Source organism: Achromobacter sp. CSND-B12, assembly GCF_052906545.1.
In genome coordinates this window covers 1,216,071-1,235,957 of sequence record NZ_JBREGJ010000001.1, presented here as the reverse complement: position 1 = coordinate 1,235,957, position 19,887 = coordinate 1,216,071, and the positions used below count along the sequence as shown (strand labels likewise).

Sequence of the window (19,887 nt, the reverse complement as noted above, 5' to 3'; positions counted from 1 at the left end):
GTCTTTTTTTGCATGAGGGAGCGACAACGATGGAAGACGCCTTGAAGGAATTCAATGCCTGGGCGCCCAGGCTGGTGGACCTGGGCATCAATCTGCTGGTGGCCTTGCTGATCCTGGTCATCGGCTGGTGGGTGTCGACGCTGCTGGGCCGCTGGGTGCGGCGCATCGCCACGCGTTCCAGCAAGATCGACCCGACCATCGTGCCGATGTTCTACAGCACCGTGGTATGGACGGTGCGCATCTTCACGCTGATCGCGGTGCTGGCGCGTTTCGGGGTGCAGACCGCCAGCCTGATCGCGGTGCTTGGCGCCGCCGGCCTGGCCGTCGGCCTGGCGCTGCAGGGCACGCTGCAGAACATCGCGGCCGGCATCATGCTGCTGATCCTGCGCCCGGTGCGTGCCGGCGAATACGTCGGTTTGAGCTCCGGCGCCGAAGGCACGGTCGAGGAAGTCGGCCTGTTCCTGACGCGCCTGATCCAGGTCGACGGCATCCACCTGACGCTGCCCAACAGCACCGTCTGGAACGCCACCATCACCAACTACAGCCGCAACAAGACCCGCCGCCTGGATATCCCGGTGCCGGTGCGCTATGGCGATGACCTGAACGCGGTGCTGACCAAGCTGCAGGACATCGTCGCGGCCAATCCGAACGCGCTGAAGGATCCGCAGCCGCTGGTGAAGGTGGTCGACTACAAGGAAAGCGGCGTGGTCGTGAACGTGCGGGTGTGGGCCGACGCCGCCAAGTACTGGGACCTGCGCTGGGGCCTGTACCAGGACATCCGCCTGTCGCTGGAGGCCGCGGGCTTCCAGGCGCCGATCCCGCTGCGCGAGATCCAGAACCCCAAGGCCAGCGAGCCCAAGGCTGGCGCCGCGGCCTGAGCGTATGGCCTGCAATGAAAAGGGCGTCCCGGCCGATGGCGGGACGCCCTTTTTCATGGCGCGGCGTGGACCGCGTGCCGGGCTCAGGCCTGCACCGCCAGCCGCGCCAGTTCGGCCTTGATCCAGCCGGCGATCTCGCGCTGGCGCTGGGCCGGCATGCGGTCGATGATGGCCGTGACGCTGACCGCCAGCAGCGGCGCGCCATGGTTGTCGAGCAGGGCGCAGCCCACGCCCAGCGCGCCGCGCACGGCATGGTTGCCCACCACCGAATAGCCACGGGCGCGGGTGTTTTCGATCAGGCGGAACATCTCCTGCGGCGTCATGCCGCCGTATTCGTCCAGCCGGCTGGAGTTGCGTTCGACGATGCCGCGCGCGACGTCGTCGGGCAGTGCGGCCAGCAGCGCCATGCCGCCCGAGCCCACGCCCAGCGGCTGGCGCTTGCCGGCGTAGGTCGCCAGGATCTGCACCGGATAGCTGCCGATCTCGCGATGCAGGCTGATGGAGTCGTCTTCATCGCGCACCACCAGGAACACGGCGTCGCCGGTGCGGTCGGCCAGGCGCCGCAGCACCGGCAGCAGCTGGCGCACGCGCGGATCGCGCGAGCGGGTGTCGGGGTCCACCGCCAGCTGGGCGCGGTATTTCTTGGTGCCCGTCACCGGCAGCACCAGGCCCGCGTCGAGCAGGGCCGCCAGCAGGCGGTAGATGGTGGGACGCTGGATGCCCGTCAGGCGGGCAATATCGGTCACGCTGAGCCCATCGGGGCCCTGGTCCCGCAGGGCGGCCAGAACGGCCAATCCGCGCCGCAATGTGCGGGGGCCTGCGGCCGCGGCATCGCTGTCTTGCATGCAACTCTCTGAAAACTTGGGGGTTATGGCGCAATGGTCAAGGGAAAACCATAGTCCGTAGCGTGGACTCTACCTTGATGCTCCGCTCGTGTATAGATCAGAATGCAGCATCCAATAATTCGAATCGTCCATTTAATGGACAGTATCAGCACGGAGACTATATGAAGACCGGTCAAAAGCCTGGACTGCGGCGTCTTGCCGCCACGCTACTGGCTACCGCCGCAAGCGCTTTCGCCATGGGTTCCGCCCAGGCCGCCTATCCCGACAAACCTGTCCGCATCGTGGTCGGCTTTTCCGCCGGCGGCACCACCGACGTGATTGCCCGCATCATGGCCAAGGAGCTCACCGAGAGCCTGGGTCAGTCGTTCGTGGTCGAGAACAAGCCGGGCGCCGGCAGCAACATCGCCACCGACATGGTGCAGCGCGCCGCGCCGGACGGCTACACGCTGCTGTTCGTGGCCGTCACCAGCGCCATCAACCAGACGCTGTACAAGAACGTCACGTTCGACCTGACGAAGGACTTCACTCCGGTGGCGCTGGGCGCCAAGGTGCCGAACATCCTGGTGGTGAACCCGCAGGTGCCGGTCAAGACGGTGCAGGAACTGGTCGACTACGCCAAGAAGAACCCGGGCAAGCTGGCGTTTGCCTCGTCGGGCAGCGGCACCTCGATCCACATGGCCGGCGAGCTGTTCAAGATGAAGGCCGGCATCGACGTGCTGCACGTGCCGTACAAGGGCAGCGCCCCGGCCATCACCGACCTGATCGGCGGCCAGGTGCAATTCATGTTCGACAACATGCCGTCGGCCTGGCCGCACGCGCAATCGGGCAAGCTGCGCGCGCTGGCGGTGACCACGTCGGACCGCTCCAAGAGCGCGCCGGACCTGCCCACCATGCAGGAATCGGGCTTCGCCGGCTTCGACGTATCGTCGTGGTTCGGCCTGATCGCGCCGGCCGGCACGCCGCCGGAAGTGGTCAACAAGCTCAACGCCGCCATGGTCAAGGCGCTGGACAAGCCGGAAGTGCAGACCAGCTTCGAAAAGCTGGGCGCCGTGGGCGTCAAGACCACGCCGGCCGAGTTCGGCCAGTTCATCAAGTCGGAAGTGGAAGGCTGGGCGCCGGTGGTCAAGGCGTCGGGCGCCAAGGTCGACTGAGCACGCGCTTCGTGCCGCGGCGGGCCAACCGCCGGCGGCCGATGACGGGGGACGGGCAGATGCCCGTCCCTATTTTTTTGGGCCGCCGTCGCGACGCGCCGCGGCCAGCATGGCGGTGCAGACGCCGCGCATCATGTCGACCTCGTCGCGCGTCAGGGCCACCCGGGAAAAAAGGTGCCGCATCCGCGGCAGCAATTTCTTGGGATGGGCCGGGTCCAGGAAGCGCACGCCCACCAGCGCTTCTTCCCAGTGCGCCAGGAAGGCCTGCACGGCTTCCCCGGAGGCTGGCTCGGCCCCGCGCGAGGGCGCTTGCGCGGTGGAGGCGGGCAGCAGGGCGGCGCCCTGGTCCACCAGCAGCGCGTAGCGCAGCTCCCAGGCCGCCAGCTGCAGCGCCTGGGCCACGTTCAGCGAGCTGTATTCGGGGTTGGCCGGGATATGGCAGATGCGGTGGCACAGCCCGATCTGGGCGTTGGTCAGGCCGGCCCGCTCGGTGCCCAGCACGATGGCCGCGCAACCTTCGGCGGTTTCCGCAAGGTGGGCGCAGGCCAGGTCGGCGGCCTGGCGGATGTCGCAGGGCGGGGGGCCCAGGTCGCGCACCCGGGCGGTCAGGGCGAACGCCAGGGTCACGGGCGCCAGCGCCTCTTCCAGGGTATCGTAGATGCGCGCGTTCTCCAGCACGTCCAGGGCGCCGCTGGCCAGGGCCACGGCCTCCGGCTGGCTGGTTACATCGGCGAATTTGGGCCCCACCAGCACCAGTTCCGAGAAGCCCATGGTCTTGATCGCGCGGGCCGCCGAACCGACGTTTCCGGGGTGGCTGGGGTTCACCATGATGAAGCGAACGCGTGAAAATGCTTGAGTCATTTAAAATGGCACGTTTGGCTTAGTGCCTTCCTGGTTTTTTGGGCCGGTTTCCCCCTGTCGGGGGGCGGCGGATCCGGGGGGGTGGCTAGCGGCCTACCCACCGCATACGTACGGAATTTTATGCACCCGATGCTCAACATCGCCATCAAGGCGGCCCGGCGTGCCGGCACCATCATCAACCGTGCCAGCATGGATTTGGAACGACTCAGCGTGGCTCGCAAGGGGCCGCGCGATTATGTCACGGAAGTGGATCGCGCCGCCGAGGAGTCCATCGTCGAGACGCTGCGCGCCGCCTACCCGGACCATGCCGTCCTGGGCGAGGAATTCGGCTTGCAGGGCCCCGACCAGGCGGAATTCCAGTGGATCATCGATCCGCTGGACGGCACCACCAACTTCATCCACGGCCTGCCCAACTACGCCGTGTCGATCGCGCTGACCCAGCGCGGCCAGGTCACGCAGGCGGTCATCTATGACCCGTCGCGCAACGAACTGTTCACCGCCAGCCGTGGCAGCGGCACGTTCCTGAACGACCGCCGCGTGCGCGTCTCGGGCCGCACCCGCTACCACGAGGCCCTGCTGGGCGCGCACTGGCCCAACTCGGGCGACCTGGAACAAGGCTCGCAGCGTTTCCGCACCATGGCCGAAGGCAGCACCGGCGTGCGCCGCCTGGGCGCCACCGTGCTCGACCTGGCCTACGTCGCCTGCGGCCGCCTGGACGGCTTCTGCGGCGTGGGCCTGAAGCCCTGGGACCTGGCGGCCGGCAGCCTGATGGTGCTGGAAGCCGGCGGCCTGGTCGCCGACTTCGACGGCGAACAAGGCTGGATGGATTCGGGCAACGTGCTCGCCGCCAGCCCGAAGATCTTCACGCAGATGCTGTCGGCGCTGAATCCGACGCCGGCTGCCTGAGCGCGCTTCGTTGCCTCCCCAAAACCCGCCACCACGGCGGGTTTTTTGTTTGGGGTGATGCAGTTCGGTCATGTTTTGCGTCAGCGTCCCGGGTGGACTGATTGGTCACGGTGCGCGCGACCATGGCGCGGTTCATGCGCTATGGTCATGCCGCGAGTGATGTGGTGTGTCTGGCGCCGAACGAAGGGTCTACCGGTGACGAAGGCGCCTGCGTCTTCCTCACACGGAGATGATCGCATGACAGGAAAGACGTCGATGCGGCCGAGCCGGGCTGGCGTGTTGCCGGCCGGCTATGCCGGTATTCATGGCGATATCGTCGAACTGCTCGATAGCGCCCGCCGGAGCGCGGCGCGGCGGGTCAATGCATTGATGACGGCCAGTTACTGGGCGATCGGCCAACGGATCGTCGACGCCGAGCAGAAAGGCAGGCGACGGGCCGGCTACGGGGAACAGTTGATCCAACGGTTGTCCATTGACCTGACCGCGCGGTTCGGGCGCGGCTTCAGCGCCGACAACCTGGAGAACATGCGGGGGTTCTTCCTTGCCTATCCTCCATCTGCAATTTCCGAGACAGCGTCTCGGAAATTCGACGAAACGGGAATGGCCAGGACTTCCGAGACAGCGTCTCGGAAATTCGATCTATCCGATCTGGCCCAGGCATTCACGCTGCCTTGGTCGGCGTATGTGCGATTGCTGTCGGTCAAGGACAGCCAGGCTCGCCGGTTCTACGAGGCGCATGCGCTGCGTGGCGGCTGGAGCGTGCGCCAGCTCGGCCGGCAGATCGAAAGCCAGTTCTACGAGCGCACTGCTTTGTCCAGGAACAAGGCCGCAGTGCTGGCGAAGGCAGCGCTGCCGATGCCTGGGGATACCGTCACCGCGGACGATGCGATCAAGGATCCGTATGTGCTGGAGTTTCTCGATCTCAAGGACGAATACTCGGAATCCGATCTGGAAGCCGCCCTGACGCAGCGTCTGGAAGGCTTCCTGCTGGAACTCGGGGAAGGCTTCACCTTCGTGGGGCGGCAGCGTCGATTGCGCATCGACCAGACGTGGTATCGCGTGGATCTGCTGCTGTTTCATCGCAAGCTGCGCTGCCTGGTCATCATCGATCTGAAACTCGGCAGCTTGACCCACGCGGATGTGGGTCAGATGCACATGTACTGCAACTATGCGAAAGCGCACTGGGCGCTTGCCGACGAGAATCCACCGGTGGGGCTGATCCTGTGCGCGGACAAGGGCCGTGCGCTGGCGCAGTATGCGTTGGACGGACTGCCAACCCAGGTCATGGCAGCCAACTACCGCACCGTCCTGCCGGACGCGGCGTTGCTGCAACGGGAACTGGAGGCCACGCGCAGGCAGTTCGAGGCGCGCCAATCGAGCACCGCCCGCAAGGGAAAATCGTAGCCGCCGGTTCAGCGTTCCCCATCCGGCAGGCGGTCGGTGCGCATTGCGTTACCCCTGGCCGCCCTGCGACACCAATCCCCCCTCGAGCGGCACGAACCACGCGCGCAGCCCCAGCTCGCGCACGATCGGCGCCGTGGCCCGCAGCGGCATGTGCGAGAACGCGGTCGACAGGGCATCGGCCATGGCGGCGTTGGGCGCCATGACCGACACGCTCTGGTAGCGCGGCCGCGCGCTGCCGGTGCGGGGATCGAACAAGTGGGTACAGCGGCCCGCCGCGTCGATGGCCGTGCCGTAGCCGCTCGACGTGGCCAGCGCCTGGTTGCGCACGGGCACCGAGGCCAGGATCCGCCGCGGCGCGCGCGGATCGGCCAGGCCGACCCGCCAGTCGCCGGGGGATGCGCGGCTGTCCAGCCCGCGGATCTCGCCCATGTCGACCAGCGCGCGATCCAGCCCGCCCTGCTTGAGCAGGCGCGTGATGCAATCGGTGATGTAGCCCTGGGCGATGCCGTTGAGCGTGATGCCCATTGCGGGCCGCCGCAGCTCGATGCGGCGGCTGTCCAGCGTCACGTCCCGGTACGACACGCGTGCCAGGGCCCGCGCCAGTTCGGCCTCGGACGGGCCCTGCGCGGACGCCCCGGGGCGCGCGAAATGGCTGGCGTACAGCTGCCACAGCGGCTGCACGGTGGGATCGAAGGCGCCATCGGTCAGGCGGCTGTAGCGCAGGCTGTCGCCCAGCAGGCGCAGCAGGTCGGCGGGCGGATCGGCCAGGTAGCCCTGCCGGTTCAGCCGCGCCAGCGCGCTGTCGTCGCGATACAGGCTGAATATGCCTTCCAGGCGATGCAGTTCTGCCAGCGCCTGGTCGATCAGTTGCCGCGCGGCGCGCGGGTCGGGATGGTAGAGCCGCAGCTCGGCATCGGCGCCCAGCGCGACGCCTTGCCAGGTGGTGGGCGCGATCGCGGCGGACGCGCGGCGCAAGGACAGGGGGGCAAGCGCCAGCGCGGATGCGGCGGCGGCGATGCCGATGAAACGGCGGCGGCGTGGATTCATGGCGATGGACATGGCGGATGGGGGCGGCGGGGGCGTTCAAGGGCCGCGCTATTGGGCGAAGACATAGGCTTCCGGGACGTCGGCATAGGCCACGACGCGGCCGCCGTGCGCCTGCGCGAAGGCCTCGGCGCGGTCGCGCAGCGAGAACGGCATGGCGTCCTCGGCGCCCATGCCGCCAACGAAACGGCCTTCGATGACGTAGAACGCCTGGCGCGCGTCGATCCAGGCGGCCGGATCCGGCACGCCGTCGGCACCGGCGGTGGCCATGTCGTTCACATAGATCGCGGCGATCGCCTTGGGTTCCTCGGGCAGCAGCGTATAGGCGAAGACTTGCTTGATCGACGAGAACCAGACCGGCGCGGGCCGGCCCTTGATGAAGATCTGTCCTTTCGGACCCGTGTGATCGGCCAGCGCCATGCCGCAGTAATGGCCCACCGACTGCGACGAGACCGCTTGCGGCGGGGGCGGCGCGGCGGGCGCGGCGCCGTCGCCGCAGGCGGTCACGGCCAGCAGGGCGGCCAGGCCGAGGGAAAACAGCAGGGCTCTCATAGCGGTCGGTTCCTGAAAGACGCGGCGGCCAGCAGGAAGGGCAGGGCGATCCACAGCAGCAGCGCCGCCACCAGCGCGGGCACGGGCAGGCTGGCCTGGTCGCTCACGCCCGCCATGCCGGCGTACAGCGAAATATTCTCGAAGCCCGTCAGGTTCAACAGGCGATAGACGTCGGAGGGATTGAGCAGCAGCAGCGCGTTGAGCAGGCCGGGGCTGACGTAGCGGCCCTGGTCGGCCGCCAGCAGGCCCAGCAGCGCCATGTCGTAGATCACCACGAAGAACAGCCATACGCCGACGGCGATGCCGGCGGCGGTGGCGCGCTCGCGCACCAGCGTGCTGATCAGGTAGCCCATGGCCAGGAAGCTGGCGCCCAGCAGCACGCTGGCCCCGATCAGCAGCGCGAACGGCTGCCAGGCGGCGGCGTCCAGGCCGCCGTAGGCCCATTGCAGCGCCAGGCCGGCCGAGCCGTAGCCGGCGCCGGTGGCCAGCGCCAGGATCGCCAGGTGGCCGATGAACTTGCCCACCAGCACCTGCCAGCGCGACACGGGGTAGCTCAGCAGCAGGGCCATGGTGCCGCGGTCGACTTCGCCGACCACCGCGTCGTAGGCCAGCAGCATGGCGATGAGCGGCACCAGGAAGATCGACAGGCTCGACAGGCTGACCACGGTGACGGTCAGCGGGTCGGCCTTGACGGTGCCGGTCGGCGAACTGCCCAGCAGGCCCAGCGCCAGCGCCAGCGCGCCCAGCAGCAGCGCGGTGGCGAGCACCCAGCGATTGCGCAGGCCGTCGCGGATTTCCTTGCCGATGATGGTGCAGACGGCGTTCATATGTCTTCCCGTTCAAGCAGGTGGGCGTAGATGTCGTCCAGGCTTGGCGCCTGGATGTCGAGGTCGGCGATGGGCGCGGCGATGGCGCCGATGCCGCGGATGGCCTCGACCTTGTCGCGTTCCTGGCAGGCCAGTTCGTAGCGGCAGGCGTCGAGGCGGCGCCAGGGCCGCGCCAGCAGCGTGCCGGATTGCGGCTCGGCCAGCGTCAGCCGGATGCGGATGGGCAGCCCGGTGTCGCGGCGCAGCGCCGACATGGCGCCGTCGGCGATCTTCCTGCCGGCCTTCATGACCACGATGCGGTCGGCGTGCCCCGCCAGTTCCGACAGGGCATGGGTGCTGAGCAGAATGGTGGCGCCGGCCGCGCGCAGTTCATGCACGATCTCGTAGAACATCAGGCGCGAGGCCGGGTCCAGCCCGGTGGTCGGTTCGTCGAACAGCAGCACGCGCGGCTCGCCCAGCAGCGCCTGCGCCAGCGCCAGGCGCTGCCGCATGCCCTTGGAATACCCGCCCACGCGACGATGGGCGGCGCCGGCGATGCCCACCTTCTCCAGCAGGGCCGGGTTGCCGGACAACGACCGGCGCTTGAGCCGGGCGTAGAAGGCCAGCGTTTCCACGCCGGTCAGCGAGGGATGCAGCGCGACGGTCTCCGGCAGGTAGCCGATGCGGTCGCGCAGGCGCGCGGCGGCGCGGCTGTGGGCGTCCTCGCCGAACAGCGTGACGCGCCCGTGGGTGGGCCGGATCAGCCCCAGCACCAGCTTGATCAGCGTGCTCTTGCCGGCGCCGTTGTGGCCGGCCAGCGCCACGCATTCGCCTTCGCGCAATTGCAGGTCGAGGCCGTCGATGGCGTGCTGCGCGCCATAGTGCTTGCTGACGCCGGCCAGCGTCACCAGGTCGGTCTTCATGGGGTCTCCTTGGCGCGGGCGGCGGCGGGCCGCGGCGGCGGCTGCATCAACGGCGCGCTGTCGATGACGCCGCCGGGCAGGATGGCGGGGAATTGGGATTGGGCCCAGCGCACGATCGAAATCGACGGGCTGTTCAGCAGGATGCGCGCCGCGGGCGCGCGCCACAGCAGCTGGTCGACCACATCGTTGGGCCGGTAGGCGGTGTCCGCGATGCCGTCGCCGTCCAGATCGAAGGCGGTGTTGTCGCTCCAGTAATTGCCGCGGCCGTTCACGGCCCAGTCGAGCGTGCGGGTGCCGACATACTTCACCTGGTTCTTGTTGTGCAGGAAAGCGTTGCCCGAAATCTGGTTGCCATCGGATCCGGCGGTGTAGTGCACGCCGATATCGCAGTTGGCGAAGTGGTTGTCCAGGAACGCATTGTTGTTGGCGTTGTAGATGAACACGCACTTGCCGGCGCCATCGACCGTGTTGCCGGTGATGCGCGACTGGTTGGCGTAGTTCAGCATCAGGCCCTGTTCGCGGCTGTCGCGCGCGACGTTGCCCTGCACCACCAGCCGGTGCGAATACATGATGGCGTAGGCGATGTCGTTGCCGGTCGAGACGTTGCCGCTGATCTCGCTGTCATTGGTGTACATGTAGTGGACCGCGTAGCGCAGGTCGTGGAAGTGGTTGCCGCTGAAGGTGTTCCGCCTGCTGGTGTTGACGAAGATGCCGTCGCGGCCCGCGGAGATGTCGTTGTCCAGGATCCGCGTTCCCGGCGTATTCCACAGGGTGAGGCCGTTGCCGCGCTCGGCCACGCGCAGTTCGCGGTTGCCGACGATGCGGTTGGCCCGTACCAGCGCGTCATGCGGCCCCCACACGTGCACGCCCACCAGGTTGTCGAGGATGTCGTTGTGCTCGATGCGGGCGCGGTGCGCGCCGCGGTCCAGGAACACGCCGGCGTCCATCTCCGACAGGCTCAGTCCGGAGCGGGTGATGGTCAGGTTGCGCAGTGTTACGTCCTCGGCCTTGATCCACAGCGTGCGCCCCTGGCGCGTGCCGGCGATGACGGCGGCGCGGTCGGGCGGGCCTTCCAGGGTCAGGGGCTTGTCGATGACGATGCCGCCGGTGTAGCTGCCGGGCGCCAGCGCCAGCACGTCGCCGGGCTGGGCGGCGGCCACCGCCGCCGCCAGGTCCGAGCCGGCGGCGACGGCCACGTTGGCCGCGGCGGCGGGCGGCGCCCAGGCGGGCGCGCCTCCCAGCGCGGCCAGCGTGGCCAGCGCGGCGGCGGTCCTCCTGCCGCCCCGGGTCAGGTTAGCGAGGAAGCTCATGGGCGCTACGCGGTCTTCTTCGGCAGCACCACCAGCTGGCCGGACATTTCCATGTGCAGCGCGTGGCAGAACCATTGGCAGTAGTACCAATGCACGCCGGGGCGGTCCGCCGTGAAGGTGACCGACGCGGTGGCCTGCGGCGCGATCTCCATGGCGATGCCATGGCCTTCGAGCGTGAAGCCGTGGGTCAGGTCCTCGATCACTTCCATGTTCGTGACCACCACGGTGACTTCGTCGCCCTGGTTGACCTCGATCCGCTTGAGGCTGAACATCGGCGCCACCGCCATCATGTACACGCGCACCTTGTTGCCGTCGCGCACCACCTTGGCCGCGTCCTCCAGCGTCACGCCGTCCTTTTTGGCCATCTGGCGCGCGTCTTCCCACATGGGGTCGTCGCGCTTCCAGACGCTGACGGGGTGGACCTTGGAGCGGTGCACCAGGCACATGTCGTGCGGCTCGGCGAAGCTGGGGCCGTCGTGCACCAGCTTCATCGTGTCGCCGGAAATGTCGATGAGCTGGTCGTTCTCGGGCTTGAGCGGGCCGACGTTCAGGAAGCGGTCCTTCGAGAACTTGTTCAGCGACACCAGCCACTTGCCGTCGGCCTCGCGCGTCTCGCCCATGGTCGAATGGTTGTGGCCGGGCTGGTAGTGCACGTCCAGCTTCTGGATGATCGGGTCGACCTTCTCGCCCTTGTAGGCGCGCTTGGCCAGGTCGATGTTCCACTTGACCATCTGGCTGTCGATGAACAGCGTGGTGTAGGCGTTGCCGCGGCCGTCGAACGCGGTGTGCAGGGGGCCCAGGCCCAGCTGCGGTTCGGCCACCACGCAATCGCGCGGCTTGATCTTGTCGTCGAACAGATCGTCCAGCGTGCGCACGTCCAGCACGGTCACGGTGGGCGACAGCTTGCCGTTGAGCACCAGGTGGATGCCGTCGGGCGCGGCGTTGCAGCCGTGCGGCGAGTTCGGCACCGGGATGTAGCGGGTGTACTTGGAGCCGTGGCGGCCGTCGATCACCGGCACGCCGCCCATCATCTTGAAGTCGCCTTTCTTGACGGCTTCCTCGATGCGCTTGATGTTGAACACCACCACCCAGTCCTGCTCGTTGGCGGAGGCTTCCTCCACCGTCACGCCCTTCTCGGAGTTGTAGCAGGTCGAGAAGGAATACTTGCCCTGGTAGTCGGCGTCGCCATTGTCCAGGTTGCCGTCCACCAGCACCTGCCAGGCGACCTTCATGGTGTCGCCGTCCAGCGCGGTGTAGATCGCGAAGAAGTTCTTCTTGGGACCGTCGGTCACCTTGCCGTCGTTGGGCAGCGGGATGATGTGCTCGCCGTTGGCGAACACGTAGCCGGTGCGTGGATAGCGCTGCGGCCGCAGGCCGTGCACGCCCGACACGTTGGGCAGCTCGGTGATCTTGTCGGTCTTCATCACGTCCAGGCGGATGCGGGCGACGCGGTTGTTGGCCTTGTCGTTGATGAAGAGATAGCGGCCGTCGTAGGTGCGATCGGTGAACGACAGGTGCGGGTGGTGGGCGTCGCCGTTCAGGAATACGCCGCCCTTGTCCTTGAGGTATTCGCGGGTCTCGGGCGTCAGGCCTTCGGTGAGGATCTTGCGGCTTTCGTTGGTGCGGCCCCAGCCGGTGGCGCTGCAGTGGTTGAAGACCGGGATGCGCACCAGCTCGCGCATGGACGGCAGGCCCAGCACGCGCACTTCGCCCGACTGGCCGCTGGAGTTGAAGGCATAGTATTCGTCCAGCTCGCCCGGCGCCACGTGGCCGCTCTGGCCGGCGGCGCCGGCCTTGGCGTCCTTGCCGTGGGCGGTGGACAGCTGCGCGCCGCCCACCAGGCCGGCCGCGCCGGTGATGGCGGCGGTTCCCAGGAAGCTGCGGCGGCTCAGGCCGGTTTTGTCGGGGTTCTTGTCGGACATGGTTAACTCCTCGATAGGAACGGCGTCTGGCGCCGCGGTACGGAAATCAGGGTTCGGAAGGGGCGGGCGCGTTCGGCCCGGGCGCGCGGTGCAGCACCACTTCCTGCACCGCCGGCTCGCTGTCGGCGGCGCGGCGCCGCTCGCGCTTGCCGTATTTCTGGATCAGGTGCGGGCACTTCTGCTTGTGGTGGTAGAGCATCTGGCAGTGCAGGCACTGGATGCACTCGTTGGGGTTGATCTCGCCGGTTGGCTCGATCGCCTGCACCGGGCATTCGTGGTTGCAGCGCTGGCAGGGGTTGCCGCAGTCGCGGTAGCGGCGCAGCCAGTTGAAGATGCGCAGCCGCGCCGGGATCGCCAGCGCGGCGCCGAGCGGACAGAGATAGCGGCAGAAGAAGCGCTCGATGAACAGGCCCGCGGCCACCAGCGCCACCGCGAACACCACGAACGGCCAGTCGCGCAGGAAGCGCAGGATGATGGCGGTCTTGAACGGCTCGACCTCGGCCAGCCGCTCGGCCAGCGCCAGGTCGTACAGCGAGAAGCCGAACAGCACCAGGAAGATCACGTACTTCAGCGTCGACAGGCGCTGGTTGACGCCGTGGCGCACCGTGACCTGGCGCAGTCCCAGCCGCCTGGCGACGCGGTTGGCCAGTTCCTGCAGCGCGCCGAACGGACAGAGCCAGCCGCAGAACGCGCCGCGATTCCAGAACACCATGGAGATGGCGGTGGCGCACCACAGGATGAACACTAGCGGGTCCATCAGGAAGTAGTCCCAGCGGAAGTCGGTGCGCAGGGCCGAGAAGAACGTCAGCACGTTGACGATGGACAGCTGGGCCTGCCCGTACCAGCCGATCCAGAACAGCGCGAAGGCCAGGAACGCCAGGCGCAGCCGGTCGTGCAGCAGCGGCCGGCTGGTCAGCTGGTCCTGGAAGAAGAAGATGCCAACCAGCACCAGCAACGCCGCCGTCAGGATCGCCACCTGCACGGCCTTGCCGCGCCAGATCTGCCGCCACAGCGCGGGCGGCGCCTCATCCCGCGGCGCGACGGCGGCCGGTGCGTCCGGGCTTGCCAATGGGCTGGCCGTGGGGCTGGCCGCGGGGCTGGCCGTCGTGGTGGCGCGGGTATAGCGGGCCGGCAGTTCGTAGGGCAGGTCGAAGGTGACGAAGGCCTTGTCCGACACGCTCAGCACGCGCTGCACCATCAATTGCAGCCGCCACGGCTTGACCGGATCGAACGCCGCGTCCTCGGGCACCACGAACAGCGCCACTTCGCGCAGGGCCGGCGCGCCTTGCGCGACGACGTCGGCCAGGCGCTGGTGATTGCGATCGCGGAAACGGAAGCTGCCTTCGTCCTGGATGATCTCGATGCGGTCGAAGATGCCGCCGCGCACATAGCCCGAGCCCTTGAACGAATAGGCGCCGTTGCCCGCCACCAGGATGGCCTGCTGGCCCGGCTTGAGGCGTTCCTTCAGGCGTTGCCATTCCGCGTCGCCCAGCAGGCTGCGGCCGATGGACGGCACGCTGGCCAAGGCGACATACAGGTCGATGAACGGCGCGTCGTCGGCGGCTTCCTGTCCGCGTTCGGCGGCATCCTGGCGGCCGGATTCGCGGAATACGCGGTTCACGTCCTCGGGCGACAGGCGCAGGTTGCGCACCGCGCCGGCATCGAGCAGCGCCTGCCATGGCTCGACCGCGTCGCGCGACTCGTCGATCAGGCGCGCCGGCGCCGCGACCGCTGGCGTGGCCGCCTGCGCGCCGGCCGCCGCGGCGCCGTCCACGCCGTAGGCGCGCGCCACCGCGATGGCCGAGCGCGTGATGCTGTCGCCGATCACCATGAGGGTGACGGTGGCGCCGCTGATGATGTCCACCGGCGGCGGCGCGCCGTGGCGCGGCGGGCTGTCGATGAAGTTCAGGCCGACGTAGCCCTGGATGAAGTGGTCGACCTTCGATTGCGGAATGCCGATCAGCACGATGGGCTCGTGGTGCTCGACCAGCCTGGCGCCGACGATGCGGCCGTTGTCCGCCAGCCCCACCAGCACGTCGATGGGCTTGCTGGAATAGCCGCGGGTGTTGACCACGTCGGAGGTCAGGTAGACGCGTCCCAGCGCGCGCTCGCCGGCATAGGCGCGCGCCGTCATCGGCTTGCCTTCGGGCGGGCCAAGGCGATCGGCGCCGGGGAATATCTCGGCGATGGCAACGGTCTTCAGGAAGTCGGGCAGCCGCTGCGCCTGGGCGGCGTTCGCGGCCAACGCACAGCACAGCAGAACGATTGAAATGAAGATCCCGATGAGCGGCGGATACCCGTGGCGTGCTTCGCGATGCTTGCCGTGATTTGTTTCGCGATGCGCCCCGTAATGTGCCCCGCAATTCGCCCCGCAATGTGCCCCGTAATGTGCCGCCAGACTGCCGCGCATGCTTCGACTCTTTGTTGATGTAGGTTTGCAGCCATCCTACGAATCGGTGCCACGGCGCAGGTTGCGGTTTGTCAAGTTGCCACCGGTAATCAGTAATACCCCTATTGACCATAGGGATGTGCGCAGGTAAGCGCCGGCCGCTTGATGCGCGTCAAGCGGCCGGCGGCGGCGGCCCCCTAGACTGGTGCGCGGTGGCGTTGCGGGCGCAGTCCGGCAACGCACAGAGACACCATTCAGTCATCGGAGAAGATTCATGCTTGCCAAAACCACCCTGGCCATCCTGTTGTCGGCCGCCAGCCTGCCCGCGCTTGCCGCGCAATGCGAGGCCACCGTCGAAAGCAACGACGCCATGCAGTACAACGTCAAGGAAATCGTCGTCGACAAGAGCTGCAAGCAGTTCACCGTGCACCTGAAGCACGTCGGCAAAATGGCCAAGGTCGCCATGGGCCACAACCTGGTGCTGACCAAGGACGCCGACAAGCAGGCCGTGGCCACCGACGGCATGGGCGCCGGCCTGGCGCAGGACTACGTCAAGGCGGGCGATACCCGCGTCATCGCCCACACCAAGGTCATCGGCGGCGGCGAATCCGACTCCGTCACCTTCGACGTGTCCAAGATCGCCGCGGGCGAGAACTACGCCTATTTCTGCTCCTTCCCCGGCCACTGGGCCATGATGAAGGGCACGCTCAAGCTGGGCAGCTGAGCCCGTCCCGGGCGCGAACGCAAAAAAGCCGGCGGCCATCGCCGGCTTTTTTTTGCGTTCGCCGGCGGTTTTCCCGCCTGCCGCAATGACGCCGGGCCGCCGGCCGTAGGCCATCCGCACGACCCGTGTCACCGGCGTGTCACGCGTTTTCCGGGTACGATTACCGGTCGTGTAACTTCTGGAGCTCCTGATGGAGTGGCTGCTGGACCCCGCTGCGTGGGTCGGCTTGCTTACCCTGGTCGTCCTTGAGATCGTCCTGGGAATCGATAACCTGATTTTCATCGCCATCCTGGCGGACAAGCTGCCCCCGTCGCAACGCGACCGCGCGCGCATCCTTGGCCTGAGCCTGGCGCTCGTCATGCGGCTCGGCCTGTTGTCGGTCATGTCGTGGCTGGTCACCCTGACCACCCCCCTGTTTTCGGTCGGGCCCCTGTCGCCATCGGGACGCGACCTGATTCTCATGGCCGGCGGTTTCTTCCTGCTGTTCAAGGGCACCATGGAGCTGCACGAGCGGCTGGAAGGCGGCCAGCACGGCGGCTCTTCCGGGCCGCGCGTGTACGCCAGCTTCTGGGTCATCGTGACGCAGATCGTGGTGCTGGACGCGGTGTTCTCGCTGGACTCGGTCATCACCGCGGTCGGCATGGTGGACCACCTGGCCATCATGATGATCGCCGTGGTTATCGCCATCGGCATCATGCTGCTGGCCTCCAAGCCGCTGACGCGCTTCGTCAACGCCCACCCGACGGTGGTGGTGCTGTGCCTGGGCTTCCTGCTGATGATCGGCTTCTCGCTGCTGGCGGAGGCCTTCGGCTTCAAGGTGCCCAAGGGCTACCTGTACGCCGCCATCGGCTTCTCGGTCGCGATCGAGGCCCTGAACCAGGTGGCGCGCCGCAACCTGCTCAAGCTGGACGCGCGCCGCCCCATGCGCGAACGCACGGCTTCGGCGGTGCTGCGCATGCTGGGCAAGCGTCCGCCGGCCGACGAGCCCGACCTGCCCAGCGCCGACGGCCCCGCCATCCCGGCCTTCGGCGTCGAAGAGCGCAACATGGTCAGCGGCGTGCTGACGCTGGCCGAACGCTCGATCCGCTCGATCATGACCCCGCGCACCGACGTGTCGTGGATCAACATCGACGACGACCCCGACACCATCCGGCGCCAGATCACCGAGGCGCCGCACAGTTTCTTCCCGGTCTGCCGTGGCTCGCTCGACGAGGTGCTGGGCATCGCCCGCGCCAAGGACCTGGTGGCCGACCTGATCACCGAGGGCCGGGTGCGCCGCAACCGCCTGCGCGACCCGATCATCGTGCACGAGGCCATCGGCATCCTGCGCCTGATGGACACCCTCAAGCGCTCGCGCGGCCAACTGGTGCTGGTGGCCGACGAGTTCGGCGCCATCGAGGGCCTGGTCACACCGATCGACGTGTTCGAGGCCATCGCCGGCGAATTCCCCGACGAGGACGAACTGCCCGATATCGTCGCCGACGGCCCCAACACCTGGAAGATCGACGGCGCGGCCGACCTGCACCACGTCGAGCAGGTGCTGGAAACCGAAGGCCTGGTCGATGAGGCGCAGGACTTCTCCACCCTGGCCGGCTACCTGCTGTCGCGCTTCGGCCACCTGCCCAAGCCCGGCGACGTCTGCGAGTACGAATTCCACCACGACCATTTCCGCTTCGAGGTGCTGGAAATGGACGGCCGCCGCATTGCCCTGGTGCGCGTCGAGAAGCGCGCGCCGGAGCCGCTGGACGAAGACGCCTCGCTGACCAATGACTAAGGCCGCCACCCCCTCAAAGGAACCCTTGCCATCGTGACCGACAACGCCCTCTATCTCATCAAGGCCTTCATCCTCGGCATCGTCGAGGGGCTGACCGAATTCATCCCGGTTTCCAGCACCGGCCACCTGATCCTGATCGGCGACTGGATCAACTTCGAGTCGAGCCAGGGCAAGGTGTTCGAGGTGGTGATCCAGCTGGGCTCGATCCTGGCGGTGATGTGGATTTTCCGCGCCCGGCTGCTGCAGCTGATCCGCGGCACCCTGACCGGCGTGCCGAGCGAGGTGGCCTTCACCCGCAACCTGCTGATCGCCTTCCTGCCGGCGGCGGTCATCGGCGCCATCTTCATCAAATCCATCAAGCAGGTGTTCTACCATCCCGCCGTGGTGGTGGTGACGCTGGTGCTGGGCGGCCTGATCATGCTGTACGTGGAGCGCCGCACCCGCCATACGCCGGGCGACCAGCCGGGCGCGGCCGACGATACCGCGTCGGACGAGCGCGCCACGGCCATGACGCTGGAGCAGATCAGCTGGAAGCAGGCGCTGGGCGTGGGCGTGGCGCAGTGTCTGGCCATGATCCCGGGCACCTCGCGTTCGGGCGCCACCATCATCGGCGGCATGATCGCCGGCATCCAGCGCAAGACGGCCACCGAGTTCTCGTTCTTCCTGGCCATGCCCACCATGCTGGGCGCGGCGGTGTACGACATGTACAAGAACATGGACCTGTTGACCCAGCACGACCTGTCGGGCATCGCCGTGGGCTTCGTGGCGGCCTTCCTCAGCGCCATGGTGGTGGTGCGCGCCGTGCTGCGTTTCGTGGCCAATCACACCTATCGCGTGTTCGCCTGGTACCGCATCGTCTTCGGCGGCATCGTGGCCGCCTGGATCTTCACCCGTTGATCCGCCGGCCGCGTTGGCGGCCAGGCAAGAGAAAGGGCCGCGTGATACGCGGCCCTTTCTCTGTGGTCGGCATTTCGAGGGCTGCAGGGCCCGCGCCGCGGCGCGCCAGCCTAGGCGGCGGCTTCCAGATCGTAGAACTGCAGGCCGTCGCGGTCGATGACCAGCCAGCCGCCGCGGGGCGGCGAGACGTGGTCACAGTCCCAATCGGGCAGCACCCAGCGCTCGCGCTTGCTGCCGTCGACCTCCAGCACGTGGCGGGCGGGACGGTGCGTGTGTCCGTGCACCATCAGGGCCACGCCGCTGTCGCGGAAGGCCTGCTCGACGGCGGCGGCGTTGACGTCCATGATTTCCATGGACTTGGACTGGTTGGCCATCTGGCTTTCGCCACGCGCCTGTTGCGCCATCGCCAGGCGCTCGGGGATGGTCTTGGCCAGGAACGCGGCCTGCCATTGCGGGTTGCGCACCATCTGGCGGAACTGCTGGTAGGCCGCGTCGTCGGTACAGAACTCGTCGCCGTGGGTCAGCAGCACATCGCCATAGTCGGTCTGCAGCAGCGCCGGCTCGGGCAGCAGCCGGGCGCCGACAGCGCCGGCCAGTTCTTCGCCGATCAGGAAATCGCGGTTGCCGCGGCCCAGCCACAGCGGGATGCGGCTGGCCGTGGTCCGCAGCGCGGTCAGTGCCGTGGCGAGCCACGGCGGCGCGGCGCGGATCACGTCGTCGCCGATCCAGGCGTCGAAGATGTCGCCCGGCAGCAGCAGGGCGGCGGCTTCTTCCTCGGCCGCCTGCAGGAAGGCCAGGAAGGCCTCCGCCGTGGCCGGCGTGGCCGGCCCCAGGTGCAGGTCGGACGCCAGCCAGACCGGGCCGGGCAGGGCGATCTTATTCAAGAACTTCGGCCTTCTCGATGATCACGTCTTCGTTCGGCACGTTCTGGTGGAAGCCCTTGTTGCCGGTCTTCACGCCCTTGATCTTGTCGACCACGTCGGTGCCTTCGGTGACGCTGCCGAACACGGCGTAGCCCCAGCCGTTCGGCGTGGGCGCGGTGAAGTTCAGGAAGTCGTTGTTCGAGACGTTGATGAAGAACTGGGCGGTGGCCGAGTGCGGGTCGCTGGTGCGGGCCATGGCCAGGGTGTACTTGTCGTTCTTCAGGCCGTTGTTGGCTTCGTTCTCGATCGGGGCATGGGTCTGCTTCTGCTTCATGCCGGGCTCGAAACCGCCGCCCTGGATCATGAAGCCGTCGATCACGCGATGGAACACCGTGCCGTTGTAGAAGCCTTCCTTGACGTAGGTCAGGAAGTTCTCGACGGTCTTGGGCGCCTTGGCGGCGTCCAGGGTGATGACCATGTCGCCTTGGTTGGTGTGAAGCTTGACGCGGGGATTGGTGCTCATGGCTTTTGTGCCTTCAGAGGTGGAGTTGGAGGGGGCGGCCGCGGGCGCGGCGCTGACGAGCGCCGGGGCAAACGCCAGCGCGAACGAGCACGCCGTCAGGCGCAGCAGGTGAAGA

General features: G+C 67.7%; 18 protein-coding genes. 7 read left to right on the top strand and 11 right to left on the bottom strand.

Annotated elements, in window-relative coordinates; translation table 11 throughout:
- Positions 1–29 precede the first annotated feature (29 nt).
- Complete coding sequence (locus ACUTAG_RS05485) at positions 30–878, top strand: mechanosensitive ion channel family protein (protein ID WP_006386533.1); 849 nt, start codon at positions 30–32, stop codon at positions 876–878.
- A gap of 83 nt (positions 879–961) precedes the next feature.
- Here ACUTAG_RS05485 and ACUTAG_RS05480 read toward each other — a convergent pair whose 3' ends face one another.
- Entirely contained in the window at positions 962–1,723 is a 762-nt protein-coding gene (locus tag ACUTAG_RS05480) for an IclR family transcriptional regulator (protein WP_006386534.1), read from the bottom strand.
- Positions 1,724–1,884: 161 nt separating this feature from the next.
- On the opposite strand from ACUTAG_RS05480, the gene ACUTAG_RS05475 reads away from it, so the two are divergent.
- Positions 1,885–2,874, top strand: coding sequence for a Bug family tripartite tricarboxylate transporter substrate binding protein (locus ACUTAG_RS05475; RefSeq protein WP_006386535.1), 990 nt, complete (start codon positions 1,885–1,887; stop codon positions 2,872–2,874).
- 69 nt (positions 2,875–2,943) lie between these two features.
- Here the strand turns inward: ACUTAG_RS05475 and ACUTAG_RS05470 are convergent, their stop codons facing one another.
- A complete protein-coding gene (locus ACUTAG_RS05470; protein ID WP_006386536.1) occupies positions 2,944–3,735 on the bottom strand; it encodes an RNA methyltransferase in 792 nt (263 codons plus the stop codon).
- Between the two features lie 120 nt (positions 3,736–3,855).
- On the opposite strand from ACUTAG_RS05470, the gene ACUTAG_RS05465 reads away from it, so the two are divergent.
- Together ACUTAG_RS05465 and ACUTAG_RS05460 are read left to right on the top strand one after the other, a co-directional pair.
- Positions 3,856–4,641, top strand: a complete 786-nt coding sequence (locus tag ACUTAG_RS05465; protein WP_006386537.1) for an inositol monophosphatase family protein — start codon at positions 3,856–3,858, stop codon at positions 4,639–4,641.
- A gap of 237 nt (positions 4,642–4,878) precedes the next feature.
- Positions 4,879–6,045, top strand: a complete 1,167-nt coding sequence (locus ACUTAG_RS05460) for a PDDEXK nuclease domain-containing protein (protein ID WP_054441039.1) — start codon at positions 4,879–4,881, stop codon at positions 6,043–6,045.
- Positions 6,046–6,093: 48 nt separating this feature from the next.
- On the opposite strand, the gene ACUTAG_RS05455 is transcribed toward ACUTAG_RS05460, so the two are convergent.
- The 7 genes from ACUTAG_RS05455 to ACUTAG_RS05425 are packed head-to-tail and all read right to left on the bottom strand — an operon-like array spanning position 6,094 to position 14,847.
- Positions 6,094–7,092 carry an FAD:protein FMN transferase gene (locus tag ACUTAG_RS05455; protein WP_223308625.1) on the bottom strand — a complete coding sequence of 333 codons (999 nt, stop codon included), beginning with the start codon at positions 7,090–7,092 and terminating at the stop codon, positions 6,094–6,096.
- A 48-nt stretch (positions 7,093–7,140) separates the two neighbouring features.
- Positions 7,141–7,641 (bottom strand): nitrous oxide reductase accessory protein NosL, encoded by a 501-nt coding sequence (locus tag ACUTAG_RS05450; RefSeq protein ID WP_006386540.1) that lies wholly within the window; start codon positions 7,639–7,641, stop codon positions 7,141–7,143.
- Positions 7,638–8,468 carry an ABC transporter permease gene (locus ACUTAG_RS05445; RefSeq protein WP_006386541.1) on the bottom strand — a complete coding sequence of 277 codons (831 nt, stop codon included), beginning with the start codon at positions 8,466–8,468 and terminating at the stop codon, positions 7,638–7,640. Before ACUTAG_RS05445 ends, ACUTAG_RS05450 begins: the two co-directional genes overlap by 4 nt.
- Positions 8,465–9,370 carry an ABC transporter ATP-binding protein gene (locus ACUTAG_RS05440; RefSeq protein ID WP_006386542.1) on the bottom strand — a complete coding sequence of 302 codons (906 nt, stop codon included), beginning with the start codon at positions 9,368–9,370 and terminating at the stop codon, positions 8,465–8,467. The genes ACUTAG_RS05445 and ACUTAG_RS05440 overlap by 4 nt, the downstream gene beginning before the upstream one ends.
- The gene (locus ACUTAG_RS05435) at positions 9,367–10,680 is read right to left on the bottom strand and encodes a nitrous oxide reductase family maturation protein NosD (RefSeq protein WP_148318428.1); all 1,314 of its coding nucleotides are present in this window, start codon (positions 10,678–10,680) and stop codon (positions 9,367–9,369) included. Before ACUTAG_RS05435 ends, ACUTAG_RS05440 begins: the two co-directional genes overlap by 4 nt.
- 5 nt (positions 10,681–10,685) lie before the next feature.
- On the bottom strand, positions 10,686–12,602 hold the full coding sequence (nosZ, locus tag ACUTAG_RS05430; RefSeq protein WP_446650014.1) for a TAT-dependent nitrous-oxide reductase: 1,917 nt from the start codon (positions 12,600–12,602) through the stop codon (positions 10,686–10,688).
- Positions 12,603–12,648: 46 nt separating this feature from the next.
- Positions 12,649–14,847 (bottom strand): NosR/NirI family protein, encoded by a 2,199-nt coding sequence (locus ACUTAG_RS05425; protein WP_054441049.1) that lies wholly within the window; start codon positions 14,845–14,847, stop codon positions 12,649–12,651.
- Between the two features lie 418 nt (positions 14,848–15,265).
- Between ACUTAG_RS05425 and azu the strand changes: the two genes are divergently transcribed.
- The 3 genes from azu to ACUTAG_RS05410 all read left to right on the top strand — a co-directional run bounded on the left by azu (position 15,266) and on the right by ACUTAG_RS05410 (position 18,386).
- Positions 15,266–15,715: an azurin gene (gene azu / locus ACUTAG_RS05420; RefSeq protein ID WP_006386547.1), complete on the top strand. Its 450-nt coding sequence runs from the start codon at positions 15,266–15,268 to the stop codon at positions 15,713–15,715.
- Positions 15,716–15,905: 190 nt separating this feature from the next.
- Complete coding sequence (locus ACUTAG_RS05415) at positions 15,906–17,489, top strand: TerC family protein (protein ID WP_006386548.1); 1,584 nt, start codon at positions 15,906–15,908, stop codon at positions 17,487–17,489.
- A gap of 33 nt (positions 17,490–17,522) precedes the next feature.
- Entirely contained in the window at positions 17,523–18,386 is an 864-nt protein-coding gene (locus ACUTAG_RS05410) for an undecaprenyl-diphosphate phosphatase (RefSeq protein ID WP_006386549.1), read from the top strand.
- Between the two features lie 110 nt (positions 18,387–18,496).
- Here ACUTAG_RS05410 and ACUTAG_RS05405 read toward each other — a convergent pair whose 3' ends face one another.
- Together ACUTAG_RS05405 and ACUTAG_RS05400 are read right to left on the bottom strand one after the other, a co-directional pair.
- On the bottom strand, positions 18,497–19,270 hold the full coding sequence (locus ACUTAG_RS05405) for a UDP-2,3-diacylglucosamine diphosphatase (RefSeq protein ID WP_006386550.1): 774 nt from the start codon (positions 19,268–19,270) through the stop codon (positions 18,497–18,499).
- Positions 19,263–19,772: a peptidylprolyl isomerase gene (locus tag ACUTAG_RS05400; protein ID WP_026382011.1), complete on the bottom strand. Its 510-nt coding sequence runs from the start codon at positions 19,770–19,772 to the stop codon at positions 19,263–19,265. Before ACUTAG_RS05400 ends, ACUTAG_RS05405 begins: the two co-directional genes overlap by 8 nt.
- Between the last annotated feature and the right edge of the window lie 115 nt (positions 19,773–19,887).

Excerpts from the sequence above, each read along its gene's own strand:
- ACUTAG_RS05440 (WP_006386542.1), bottom strand. The coding sequence starts at position 9,370 with ATGAAGACCGACCTGGTGACGCTGGCCGGCGTCAGCAAGCACTATGGC.
- ACUTAG_RS05450 (WP_006386540.1), bottom strand. The coding sequence starts at position 7,641 with ATGAGAGCCCTGCTGTTTTCCCTCGGCCTGGCCGCCCTGCTGGCCGTG.
- ACUTAG_RS05445 (WP_006386541.1), bottom strand. The coding sequence starts at position 8,468 with ATGAACGCCGTCTGCACCATCATCGGCAAGGAAATCCGCGACGGCCTG.
- ACUTAG_RS05485 (WP_006386533.1), top strand. The coding sequence starts at position 30 with ATGGAAGACGCCTTGAAGGAATTCAATGCCTGGGCGCCCAGGCTGGTG.
- ACUTAG_RS05460 (WP_054441039.1), top strand. The coding sequence starts at position 4,879 with ATGACAGGAAAGACGTCGATGCGGCCGAGCCGGGCTGGCGTGTTGCCG.
- ACUTAG_RS05475 (WP_006386535.1), top strand. The coding sequence starts at position 1,885 with ATGAAGACCGGTCAAAAGCCTGGACTGCGGCGTCTTGCCGCCACGCTA.
- ACUTAG_RS05400 (WP_026382011.1), bottom strand. The coding sequence starts at position 19,772 with ATGAGCACCAATCCCCGCGTCAAGCTTCACACCAACCAAGGCGACATG.
- nosZ (WP_446650014.1), bottom strand. The coding sequence starts at position 12,602 with ATGTCCGACAAGAACCCCGACAAAACCGGCCTGAGCCGCCGCAGCTTC.
- ACUTAG_RS05435 (WP_148318428.1), bottom strand. The coding sequence starts at position 10,680 with ATGAGCTTCCTCGCTAACCTGACCCGGGGCGGCAGGAGGACCGCCGCC.
- ACUTAG_RS05465 (WP_006386537.1), top strand. The coding sequence starts at position 3,856 with ATGCACCCGATGCTCAACATCGCCATCAAGGCGGCCCGGCGTGCCGGC.
- ACUTAG_RS05470 (WP_006386536.1), bottom strand. The coding sequence starts at position 3,735 with ATGACTCAAGCATTTTCACGCGTTCGCTTCATCATGGTGAACCCCAGC.
- ACUTAG_RS05455 (WP_223308625.1), bottom strand. The coding sequence starts at position 7,092 with ATGAATCCACGCCGCCGCCGTTTCATCGGCATCGCCGCCGCCGCATCC.
- ACUTAG_RS05415 (WP_006386548.1), top strand. The coding sequence starts at position 15,906 with ATGGAGTGGCTGCTGGACCCCGCTGCGTGGGTCGGCTTGCTTACCCTG.
- azu (WP_006386547.1), top strand. The coding sequence starts at position 15,266 with ATGCTTGCCAAAACCACCCTGGCCATCCTGTTGTCGGCCGCCAGCCTG.
- ACUTAG_RS05480 (WP_006386534.1), bottom strand. The coding sequence starts at position 1,723 with ATGCAAGACAGCGATGCCGCGGCCGCAGGCCCCCGCACATTGCGGCGC.